The organism is uncultured Bacteroides sp. (genome assembly GCF_902491285.1).
Taxonomy (GTDB): Bacteria; Bacteroidota; Bacteroidia; order Bacteroidales; family Bacteroidaceae; genus Bacteroides.
This window is the reverse complement of record NZ_CABUHK010000115.1, coordinates 1-12,422: the sequence shown is the minus strand read 5'-3', so window position 1 is coordinate 12,422 and position 12,422 is coordinate 1. Positions and strand designations below refer to the sequence as shown.

Genomic DNA, 12,422 nt, shown 5'->3' with positions numbered 1-12,422 from the left:
TCGTCGCGCCTAAAAAGTAGTATCTAATAGACTATATTTCAATTATTTCAAAGAATTATTTATCCACTTTTACGGGACAGTAATGAATTCAACTAAGTGTTTATTAAATTAGTGTTGTTTTATTAGCAAAGGGAAGGAAAGTCGACACCTTTCCTTGGAGTTCAATAAAATGTATAACCATTAAATAAAATGTATGGAAAGCAAACATTCGCTTCAAAAGTCGAAGCTATTTCGAGCTTTATTGATTCTTTTGTTGATAGCAGTTCCTGTACAATGGGCTGCGGCACAGTTGACCTTATCGACTCCTCGTACAACTTTAGGGAGTGTGATTAAACAAATTCAGGCACAATCAAAGTATCAATTCTTTTACAATGACAAATTATCAACTATTGTCGTTGAACCTCTAAAGGTAAAAGATGCCTCTTTAGAGCAAGTTTTAAACACACTTCTGAAAAATAAAGATATCTCTTATAAAATAGAAGAGAATATTATTTATCTGTCGGAAAAAGGGGGCCCTGATCCAACACAACAATCAACCGGGAAAGAGCGTACTATTACCGGACAAGTCTTGGATGCTAAAGGAGAACCCTTGATTGGTGTCAGTATCTTGATTAAAGGGACAACGGATGGTGCAATAACAGATTTAGATGGGAATTACAAAGTCGTTACCAAAAGTCTTAATCCTATCCTTGTTTATTCTTATATAGGTTATAAGACACAAGAAATTCCATTAAAAGGACAGATAGCCATAAATATTACGATGTTGGATGATACACAAGTAATAGACGAAGTCGTTGTTACAGCATTGGGTATCAAGCGTTCGGAGAAAGCTTTAAGTTATAACGTACAACAAGTTAATACAAATGAAATTACATCTAACAAAGATGCAAATTTTGTCAATTCTTTAAGTGGAAAAGTAGCAGGTGTCAATATCAATGCCTCTTCATCAGGTGTTGGTGGTGTTTCAAAAGTAGTGATGCGTGGTACAAAATCAATTATGCAATCTTCTAATGCATTGTACGTAATAGATGGTGTACCCATTTTCTCAGGACGTTCAACAAAAAGTGGAGGTACGGAATTTGACTCACGTGGCGCCAGTGAGCCTATCGCCGATATCAATCCGGAAGATATTGAATCAATGTCAGTCTTGACTGGTGCTGCCGCAGCAGCTTTGTACGGTTCGGAAGCTGCTAATGGCGCAATTGTAATCACGACTAAAAAAGGAAAAGAAGGAAAGGTTAATATTACAGTCAATTCAAACACTGAATTGACATCTCCTTTTATTATGCCACGTTTTCAGACCCGTTATGGAACAGGTATGGAAGGTGTTCAGAATGTTTCCGGGGCACGTAGCTGGGGTCGTAAACTAACAGAAACCAACTATTTTGGCTATAATCCTCAAGATGACTATTTCCAAACAGGTGTTATTGCTACAGAAAGCGTCTCATTTTCTACCGGAACAGAGAAAAATCAGACATATGCTTCAGCAGCAGCCGTAAATTCAAAAGGTATTGTTCCTAATAACAAGTACAATCGTTATAACTTTACAGTCCGAAATACAACATCTTTTTTAGATGATAAAATGACATTGGATTTCGGAGCAAGTTATATTCTACAAAATGATAGAAATATGACGAACCAAGGTACGTATAATAACCCGTTAGTAGGAGCTTATTTATTTCCGCGTGGCAATGACTGGGAAGATATTAGTATGTACGAACGTTACGACCCGGCTCGCAAAATTTATACTCAATATTGGCCCGTTGGTGATGAAGCCATGACTATGCAAAATCCATATTGGGTAAATTATCGCAATCTGCGTGAGAACAAAAAAGATCGTTATATGCTGAATGCTAATTTAAGTTATCAGATATTAGATTGGTTGAGCGTTTCCGGTCGCGTTCGTTTGGATAATTCTAATAATGATTATACAGAAAAGTTCTATGCTTCCACCAATACTCAATTGACGGAAAAGTCGTCTCGCGGCTTATACGGAATTACCCGAACAAATGATAAGCAGTTGTACGCAGACTTCCTTGTGAATATTAATAAAATGTTTGGTGAAATCATTTCATTGCAGGCAAACGTTGGTGGTTCTTTCTCCGATATACGTTCTGATGCAATGAAAGTACGTGGTCCGATTGCTGATGGTACCGATTCATTTAAAGGTGAAACTGTAGGCTTAACCAACTTCTTTGCTATACAAAATTTAAGTCCTAGCAAAACAGAACGTATGCAAGAGGGATGGAGAGAGCAGACTCAATCTATATTTGCTTCTGCCGAATTAGGATATAAAAGTACCTACTATATAACTTTAACAGGACGTAATGACTGGCCCTCACAGTTAGCTGGACCAAATTCGAAAAGCAAATCTTTTTTCTACCCGTCAGTCGGTGCTTCTGTGGTTCTTTCTGAACTGATGCCAAAGTTGAATAAAGATTATCTGTCTTATATGAAACTACGTGGTTCCTGGGCATCTGTAGGTAGTGCTTTCGGAAGATATTTGGCCAATCCTCGTTATGAATGGACTGCTAACTCAGCTCAATGGAGTATCATGACCCAATATCCTTTATATAATTTGAAACCAGAACGAACTCAATCATTTGAGGTCGGATTAACCATGCGCTTCTTGAAGAATTTTGATTTAGACATTACATATTATAATGCTAAAACAATGAATCAGACATTTAATCCACAGTTGCCAGTCAGTGGATGGTCAGCTATGTATATTCAAACAGGAGCGGTACGTAATCAAGGTATCGAGCTTTCATTAGGATATAAAAATACATGGAATAAATTCACTTGGGACACCGGATTCACATTTTCTATGAATAGGAATAAAATCTTAACTTTGGCCAGCGACGCTATTAATCCTATCACAGGAGAAAACTTCTCTATTGGCACACTCAACATGGGAGGTTTAGGTGAAGCTCGTTTCTTATTAAAGGAAGGTGGCAGTATGGGCGACTTGTATTCTTTTATTGATTTAAAACGGGATACTAATAATAAAATATACATTGATCAAGCTGGTAAAATGACAACCGAAACAATCAAGGACCCTAAAAAGTATATAAAACTAGGAAGTGTATTACCCAAAGGTAATTTAGCTTGGCGTAATAATTTTAGTTGGAATAATTTTAATGCAGGTTTCCTTGTTTCTGCACGTTTGGGAGGAGTTGTATTTTCACGAACACAAGCTATGCTTGATTATTACGGTGTTTCTGAGGCAACTGCTGAAGCTAGAGATCATGGATATGTGCTCGTCAACGGCAATGACCGCGTTAATCCGGAAACATGGTATGGAATTATCGGTGGCGGAACTTCAGTTCCACAATATTACACCTATTCTGCAACTAATGTCCGTTTACAAGAAGTATCATTCGGATATACTTTCCCTCGAAAGATGTTGCATAATATTTGCGACATTAAAATATCTATGATTGGGCGTAATCTTTGGATGATCTACAATAAAGCGCCATTCGATCCGGAAAGTATTGCTTCTACAGATAACTTCTATCAAGGAATAGACTACTTTATGATGCCATCTTTACGTAATATAGGATTTAGTCTAAGTTTCAAATTCTAAACAATGCATTAATATGAGAAATAATATAATAAATAAACTGTTTTTGGGGGCATTGACCATATCTTTCATATCTTGCACTAGTCAATATATGGATATAAACTCCAATCCATATCAACCGGGAAGTTTAGCAGCTGATGATTACGCTTTGGGTTCTGCAATGAGCAATTTGGCTGGTTGTGTTGTATCTAGTGATGTTAATACAGCACAGTTTACAGATTGTTTGCTGGGAGGACCATGTGGAGGTTACTTTGCCGACTCCAAGAGTGCATGGGCATTTACAATTTCTAATTTCAATCCGACAGATGACTGGACAAGGGTTTTCTTGAAAAGTGATAAAGTTATCCCGGTTCTATATAGTAACTTGTCAACAGTAAAAAGTGTATCTGAAGCTACTAACAATCCGGTCCCTTATGCCATTGCTGAAATTATAAAAGTAGCGGCAATGAGTCGTGTGACCGATACTTATGGTCCTATACCTTATTCTAAAATTGGAGCAGACGGAAAAATAACCATTCCTTACGATTCTCAAGAGGAAGTTTACAATAAGTTCTTTGAGGAGTTGAATCATGCAATAGAAATCCTGACAGAAAATAGTGGTTCGGCTCTTGTGGCTACTGCAGACCACGTATATGACGGAAATGTACCGAAATGGATTAAGTTTGCCAATTCACTAAAACTACGTTTAGCTATCCGGATTTCCTATGCTAATAAAAAATTAGCTCAAGAGATGGCCGAAAGTGCAGTGAAACATGAATTTGGTGTAATAGAATCCAATGAGGATAATGCTAAATGGAATTATTTCGGTACAATACCTAATCCACTGTATACAGCTGTTCGATATAATGAAGAAACAAGTGGTGGTGACAGCCATGTAGCAGCAGATATTGTTTGCTATATGAATGGTTATGCGGATGCACGTCGTGCTGCTTATTTTGAGAAATCTGGTTGGGAAGACCAAGAATATGTCGGATTGCGCCGAGGCATTAACCTTGAAAAAGTGAAAGATTATTTTATAAACTATTCCAAGATAAAAATCTCAGCTTCCGATCCTATCCTTTGGATGAATGCAGCAGAAGTTGCTTTTCTAAGAGCTGAAGGAAAAGCTATATTCAAGTTTGATATGGGAGGAGAAGCACGTGATTTCTATAATCAAGGAATACGTCTTTCATTTGAACAATGGAGCGCTGGTAACCCTGAAGAATATTTGAATGATGAAAGCAAGATACCAACCACCTATACAGATCCTTCCGGACTCAACTCATACAATTCTCAGCTTTCAACAATTACGATAAAATGGGATGAGTCTTCTACCGATGAGGTGAAACAGGAACGGATCATTACTCAGAAATGGATAGCTAATTGGATGTTAGGAAATGAAGCATGGGCGGATTATCGCCGTACAGGTTATCCTAAATTGATTCCGACTACTGACGAAGGCAACATGAGTGGTGGAACTGTGGATAATAAAAAAGGAGCACGTCGTATGCCTTATCCATCTGCAGAATATATAGACAATACAGTCAATGTACAATATGCTGTTAACAATTATCTGAAGAGAGCAGATAATATGGCTACTGATTTATGGTGGGCATGTAAACCTTAGTGATTAACCTTTAATCATTCAATATTGTATGAATAATATATTTATCAATGTAATATCAGAGATGCAAAATCCAGATTTATACACCAAGTCCTTGTGAAACTTAGTGAAACAAATCCTGTAAATAAAAAATATTTTATACCGTAGTTATATGAAAAAGATATTCAAACATACTCTTCCTGCACTCATCGCATGCCTGATGATGCTGGCTGCCTGTTCGGATTGGACTGAACCGGAAAGTATCACTCTTCGTTACCCTTCCATCCAAGAGCAGAATCCAGCACTATATACCCAATACTTGAAGTCACTCAACGACTTCAAGTCTAGTGAGCATGCTATTGTCATTGTTTCCATGAATAATCTTAGCACTGCTCCCACTAATCAGAGCCAACATCTCACGGCACTGCCCGACAGTATAGATTATATCTGCCTGAACAACATCTTCGACGTGAACGAGATACATATCACCGAAATGGATGAAATCCGCAAAAAAGGAACAAAAGTATTAGGACTGATCAACTTTGACGCCATTGAAAGTGCATGGCAAGCCATTCTTGAAAAAGAGGCGGAAGATGCCTCCAACACGGAAACTTCAGAGAAGGAAAACGAACTAGAGAGCGAAGATGAAACACCAGATGAAGATCCGGCTATTGTCAACGCACGGCGTTTCATTGAATACTGTAAAAAAGAAACAGCCCGGCAATTGGATGCCATCAATGCACTGGGAACAGACGGTATAGTGATTAACTTCACCGGCTTCGACCTCAACTCCCTGTTGCAGGATGAAAAAAAGACAGCTACTGAAACAGCACGCCAAGGCGCATTCTTCAACTTATTGACAGAATGGAAAGCCGCCCATGCAGGAAAAGAGATTGTCTTCAAAGGAAGTCCGCAAAACGTCATCGGTAAAGAGATATTGGTAGAAAGCAAGTATGTCATTGTCAACGCCCACAGTGCCAAAAATCTCTACGAAATGTCTTATCTCGTACTGATGGCATCCGCCAAAGGCGTACCGACCGACCGCTTTATTATGGGAGTAACCACTCCATATCTCAGCAACATGGGTGACCAATATGGTGTGGTGGATGGGAGATCTGCCATCGTTGCCGCTGCCGAATGGACTCTGCAAGAAGTACCCAATTATATAAAAGCCGGAATCTCTGTGGATGGAGTAGAGCAGGATTATTTCAATCCCGCAAAAATATACCCCAACGTCAGAGAAGCAATTAATATCCTTAGTCCAACCGCTAAATAAAAAACAAGTTATGAAACTGAATAAATTAATAATGATGATGTTCATCGCTTTCTCCATCACCTTGACTGGATGTCAGAGTAATGAAGACGAACAGCATTACGACAATAAACTTTTCCTTTCCACAACAGCCTTCACTCAGGAAATCCTGTTCAAGGCAGGAGACACCAATATAGTAAAAGGACTTTCGGTGGAAATAGCCAAACCGGAAGCACATGATATCAAAGTAACAATGGCAGCGGCACCGGAATTACTAGATACCTACCGGAGTGCATATTACGATGAGGCAGCCATACTACTTCCCGAAACACATTATGTAATGGAAGAGAACAAAGTGACTATTAAAGCCGGTGCTGTTTCCAGCAACATACTGCCTATCCAATTTATCAACACGGGAGAACTGGATGCAGACTTCACTTATGTATTACCCGTCACCATCCAGTCTGTCGAAGGAATCGAAGTACTGCAAAGCGCTAAAAATTATTACTATGTGTTTCATGGAGCCTCACTTATCAACGTAGTGTGCAATCTAAACGAAAATCGTGCCTACCCAGACTTCAACAATGATGAAAGATTCAATAACATGAAAGAAAATACGCTGGAGCTACTCTTTAAAGCCTCTCAACTCAAAAATGAGATAAGCACACTGATGGGTATCGAAGGCAAGTATCTACTTCGTATCGGCGACGCAGGCGTACCTTCTAACCAGCTTCAACTCGCTACTTCTAACGGGAATCTTACCAACTCCGACTTACAGTTTGACGGCAACAAATGGTATCATGTAGCTGTCACCTTCAAGGAAGGAGAGGCAAAGATATATATTGACGGAATAGAAAAAGCCTCCAAAAAATTCTCAAGATTGAATACAGTCAGCTTAGGAACCAAACATTCGGACGAAAGCGGTGGACAAGCACGCTGTTTCTGGATTGGATATTCTTACAATGAACAACGGTTCTTCAACGGTTCAGTAGCCGAAGTGCGTATTTGGAACCGTGCTCTTACAGCCGAAGAAATTCAAGCTGTCAATCATTTCTATACTGCAGATCCTGCCTCAGAAGGCTTGATAGCATACTGGAAATTTGATGAAGGCGAAGGACAAACAGTGAAAGACCATAGCGCAAGCGGGTATGACTTGACCATCGAGAATCTTCCAAAATGGGAATTCGTTACCTTACCCGAAAAATAACCTGTTACCTCTTTACAAATAATCTTTTAACAGAATATGAATATGATAAACCACATTAAATATGCTTTTCTGCCATTGGCAGTATTTACCGCAGGGCTTTTTACATCCTGTGATGAAGAACTTGAATTTACAGCAGATGAAAGCGCTTATCTTTCTGCTACACAAATCAACGGCATGTTGCTTGATGCAGCCACTAACAAAAACAACTCAATAGTGGAACTGCGCAATGACGAACAATCAACAGATATTGTATTTCGTCTTTCTAAACAACCGAAAACGGGAGTAGATGTAACAATTACCGTAGACGAATCCTACGTAACCACCTACAATGCCATCCACAATACGGATTTCGAAATGTTTCCTGCAGAAAATGTAACAATCACCAACAACGGTGCTTGTCTGCTCGCACCGGATGACACGACAACTCCCGGTCTGAAAGTAACACTTACTGCTTTTGAAGGTATGGAAGAAGATAAAACGTACATCGTCCCATTGACTGCAACTTCACCGACCGAAAGTATCTCATTTTCCGAAATGTCCAAACATATGGTATTGTTAGTACAGGATTGTCGTCATAAAGCCAATCATAACAAAGGAGAAGATGCTGTAAAAACCGTAATTTACTTTGAAGTGAATGATGCAAATCCTCTTAATGCATTAGAATTCAAAACAGCCAGTGGCAAATATTTCTTTGATGACGTAGTTCTTTTTGCAGCCAATATAAACTGGGATGCCAAAAAACAACGAGTATATATATCTAATAACGATAATGTACAATTCCTACTCGACCACAATGATGAGTATCTCCAGCCACTCCGCAAAGCTGGTATGAGGGTTATCATCAGTATCCTGGGAAATCATGATCAAGCAGGCGTAGCCCAACTTTCTGAAATGGGAGCCAAAGAGTTTGCCCGTGAAATAGCCGCTTATTGTCGTGGATATAACTTGGACGGTGTAGCTTTTGACGATGAATATTCGAATGATCCGGTGCTTTCCAATCCTTGGCTGGCGGAGCACTCTGTAGAAGCTGGTTCCCGCTTAATGTATGAATGTAAGAAAGCCATGCCGGAAAAGATTGTATCACTATATAGTTTGGGAAGTTTACATGCCGATAAACTAAAAATTATCGATGGAGTAGAACCCGGACAATATTGCGACTATTCTGTAGCAGATTATGGAAGATCAGAAGATCCAGGCATAGGTATGACATTGAAACAATGTGCAGGTATGTCTATTGAGCTCTTTCGGGATAGCGGAGATACAAGTACCAGCACTGCACGTTCCAAAAAGAATAAAGGATATGGTTACTATATGTTTTTCTCTCCCACTCCTCCTAAATACATTTCGGACGAAGAGAAAAAAGACCAGCTAAAATATTGCGAAAATGTTTGCTTAGGATTGTATGATGAGAGCCTTATACGTCCAAGTTATTATTATCCCAAAAACAGTACTGTTCGTACGGCACGCTAATATATTACTCTTTTAACGCTTAAATAAAATACATAAAATGAATCTATTAAAAAGAATATCGATAGTATTGTCAGCAACCCTCTTTCTGTGGGGTTGCTCTGATAGCGACGAACCGGTAAATGAAATGAATGACTCGCTTTCATTATCAACAAATGAAATAAAAATAAACGGTTTAGGAGGCGAAGTTGCCGTAACCGTCACAAGTTCGAACGACTGGAGATTAGCAGGCACATACGACTGGGCACACCCATCAGCTACATCAGGAAAAAGTGGAGACGAAGTTACATTCACCATTGATCCCAACTCGTTGGATGAAATCCGCACTGCAACTTTCAAATTCTTCGTTGGTTCTACAGTAGTCCCCCTACAAGTGGAATGTTCCCCAGTATATGCTGTAGACTTACTAACCGAACAAAAAATCGATTTGCCCCGAAAGAAAAGTGATGTGTCTATCAAGTTTGAAAGTAATGTTTCCGATCTTACCATTACTTACAGCGACGACAGCAAGGAGTGGCTGACATTAGAAAAACAAAGCGAATTTATCGGTAAAACAACACTATTGTTCTCCGTTGCCGAAAACGAAACATACAAAATCCGTTCAGCCGATGTTACTCTGGAAAGTCCGCTTCTTGACGAACCGATAGTAGTAAATATCACACAAGCCTGTGTACCTTACTTTACAATCACCCCGTCAGAGACATCGCAGAAATATGATTTATCGGAACAAACTATTTCCTTCACGGTAGAAAGTAATCTCGAGTATACGCCTTCAGTTGTAAGCGGCGCAGAATGGATTACTAATCAAACGATTTCCAAGCAACAAACAGATGACAGAGGTATAACAACCAGCACATTATCCTACAAACTTTTGGCTGCTTCAAATGCCAGAGTCGGTTCTGTCCGTGTGGAAAACAGTTTGAAAAATGCAGAAATCAGTATCGTCCAAGCAGATCCGAATACACCGATTGCATCTATTTCAAACAGTGATATCGCAGAATATGCCGAAGCAAACGGATGGTTGGTGAAATTAGCCGAAAATGAAGGTATAATTACAGAAGCTGGAATGAAGGCAACCGAATTTATTTGTACAGAAACGACGATAGACGATCTCAACGGATTGGAATACTTCCCCAACCTGACTACCATACAGATAAAAGGTAGCAGGGATTTAGAAAAAGTAGACATATCCAAGCTGCATAAAGTAACGTCACTGACAATTACAAATACTGCCACTATTTATATAAAAGAATTCAATTTTGGAGATAATCCGATCACTTCATTTGATTTATTATCCGCCAAATATTTCGGTTCCGGTTGTGAAGATTTAGTGTTTATCAGTGACAACCTCCAAGCAATCAACATGAAAGTACAACGTCCAGGTAACGATTATGTCGAACGTATTGACCTGACTCAATGTCCGGTATTGCATACTTTCAAATTTAATGGAAAATATGTAGAGACTCTTTACCTGAAACCTGACCAAACTATCCCAAACTTGGAACTTGCTACCGAATACAAAATTGAACGTAAATGATTTAACGAACAGTTTTCAATAGGTATGACTCATTAATAAGTGATTAAAATATCACCAAGAGAGACATTATAAAAGTCTTTATGAATAGAAAACAGCAATAGTAAAGTCCGAAACTTGATTATTGCTGTTTTCATATTTCAATTACTATGATATTTATACACATACTTCAACCAATACTCAAATGCCGGGTCCTGAATTTCAATTACATTCCCAGAGAGTATATCAATTAAATCTTTCTCCAATGTTGCCTTACGCAAATTTTTGATATTGGCAGATGTCCCCTGTTTATATTTATTCAGCACTTCTATAGAAGACTATGCGACCATAAAAAAGGTATTTCCATATTATACTTATTTATCCAAGGCAACTATTCCACCTGCTCCTTCGGATAATTCACCAAATACAGCGTCTTTGTCGCCCGAGTAAAAGCTGTATACAGCCACCGGAAATAATCGGGAGTCAAATACTCATCCGTCATATATCCCTGATCCAAAAACACATTCTGCCACTGGCCACCCTGTGCCTTATGGCACGTTATTGCATATGCATATTTCACTTGCAATGCATTATAATGCGGATCAGCTTTCATCTTCTTCATCCGATCACGCTTATTGGGAATATCTATATAATCTTCAAGCACCGTATAAAACAAGCGGTCATTATCCGCTTTAGGCAATGCAGGAGAGTCAGAATGCAAAGTATCCAACAACAAATTAGCATCCAGCTCAAAATCATTCTGGTCGGGAAATCGGAGGGTGACTTCTGCAAAACGAAAACCGTACATTTCACGGGTGCGACGGACACGACGGACAACAGCAATTTCACCATTGGCTATGAAATCCATTTCTTTATACTTTTCCGTCCAATAATAGTTATTCTTGGCAACCATCAACATATCTCCTGTATTCAGTTCATCTTCACGCCAAAGAATCTGTGCACGTATTCCGCCATTATACAGATTCGCACGTTTATTTGAGCGACAAATCACAATCGTCTCGTCCATCCCGTCATGATCATAGCAATTGTTCAGTTCGTCAATCAATTCCGTCCCCGGCACTACTTTTATGTCGGGGAAACCTGCCACCTTTATCTTAGGTAAAGAGTAACATTCATCTTCCGCAATTAATTGCCTGAGTCGCGTAGCATTCCATAAAATACCGGATTCTTGTACTTGCCGGACTACCTGAGTCAAATCGACCTCGCGTACTTCAAGACCATAGCCTTTCAATGCATCGGTAAAAAGCGCCGGGCTCAACTCCTCTCCTACCGGAGGAAGCTGTGCCGTATCTCCCATCAACAAAAGACGGCATCCTTGCCCCGAATATACGAACTGCACCAAGTCATCCAACAAACGTCCTGTGCCAAATACACTGCCCGATAGCCCCTCATTAGAAATCATTGAAGCCTCATCAACTATGAACAATGTATTTGTAGCCAAATTGTCATTGATTGAAAAATTACTCAGTTCGTTGGAGAAGGATTGTTGTCTGTATATTTTCTTATGGATAGTAAAAGCCGAATGTCCCGCATATGTTGAAAAGACTTTCGCCGCACGGCCCGTCGGAGCCAACAAAACAGATTTTTGCTGCAACTGTTCCATTGTTTTCACCAATGCTCCGACTAGAGATGTTTTACCTGTTCCGGCATAACCTCTGAGGATAAAAACTTCGTCCGCCAAAGTAGACAGAAGAAACTCTGAAAGAGATTTTACAGCAATTTCCTGCTCTAAAGTTGGTTGGTAAGGAAAATTTTCCTTAATTTGCCTTTCTAAATAGTTATTTATCATTTTTGTAC

Annotated in this window: 7 protein-coding genes and 1 pseudogene; 6 read left to right on the top strand and 2 right to left on the bottom strand. The window is 39.3% G+C overall.

Annotation, left to right across the window (positions count from 1 at the left end; all coding sequences use genetic code 11):
* Positions 1 to 193: 193 nt before the first annotated feature.
* From RDN93_RS20215 to RDN93_RS20190, 6 genes are all read left to right on the top strand, one after another.
* Positions 194 to 3,586 (top strand): TonB-dependent receptor, encoded by a 3,393-nt coding sequence (locus RDN93_RS20215; RefSeq protein ID WP_308747158.1) that lies wholly within the window; start codon positions 194 to 196, stop codon positions 3,584 to 3,586.
* 13 nt (positions 3,587 to 3,599) lie between these two features.
* A complete protein-coding gene (locus RDN93_RS20210) occupies positions 3,600 to 5,189 on the top strand; it encodes a RagB/SusD family nutrient uptake outer membrane protein (protein ID WP_308747157.1) in 1,590 nt (529 codons plus the stop codon).
* 148 nt (positions 5,190 to 5,337) lie between these two features.
* Complete coding sequence (locus tag RDN93_RS20205) at positions 5,338 to 6,441, top strand: glycoside hydrolase family 18 (RefSeq protein ID WP_308747156.1); 1,104 nt, start codon at positions 5,338 to 5,340, stop codon at positions 6,439 to 6,441.
* 10 nt (positions 6,442 to 6,451) lie between these two features.
* A complete protein-coding gene (locus RDN93_RS20200; protein ID WP_308747155.1) occupies positions 6,452 to 7,624 on the top strand; it encodes a DUF1735 and LamG domain-containing protein in 1,173 nt (390 codons plus the stop codon).
* Positions 7,625 to 7,666: 42 nt separating this feature from the next.
* Entirely contained in the window at positions 7,667 to 9,094 is a 1,428-nt protein-coding gene (locus tag RDN93_RS20195; protein WP_308747154.1) for a BT_3987 domain-containing protein, read from the top strand.
* A 37-nt stretch (positions 9,095 to 9,131) separates the two neighbouring features.
* Positions 9,132 to 10,628, top strand: a complete 1,497-nt coding sequence (locus RDN93_RS20190; protein WP_308747153.1) for a BACON domain-containing protein — start codon at positions 9,132 to 9,134, stop codon at positions 10,626 to 10,628.
* Positions 10,629 to 10,765: 137 nt separating this feature from the next.
* Here the strand turns inward: RDN93_RS20190 and RDN93_RS20185 are convergent.
* Positions 10,766 to 10,942, bottom strand: a pseudogene (locus RDN93_RS20185) (ATPase); the annotation flags it as partial.
* Positions 10,943 to 10,995: 53 nt separating this feature from the next.
* Positions 10,996 to 12,414 (bottom strand): AAA family ATPase, encoded by a 1,419-nt coding sequence (locus RDN93_RS20180; RefSeq protein WP_308747159.1) that lies wholly within the window; start codon positions 12,412 to 12,414, stop codon positions 10,996 to 10,998.
* Between the last annotated feature and the right edge of the window lie 8 nt (positions 12,415 to 12,422).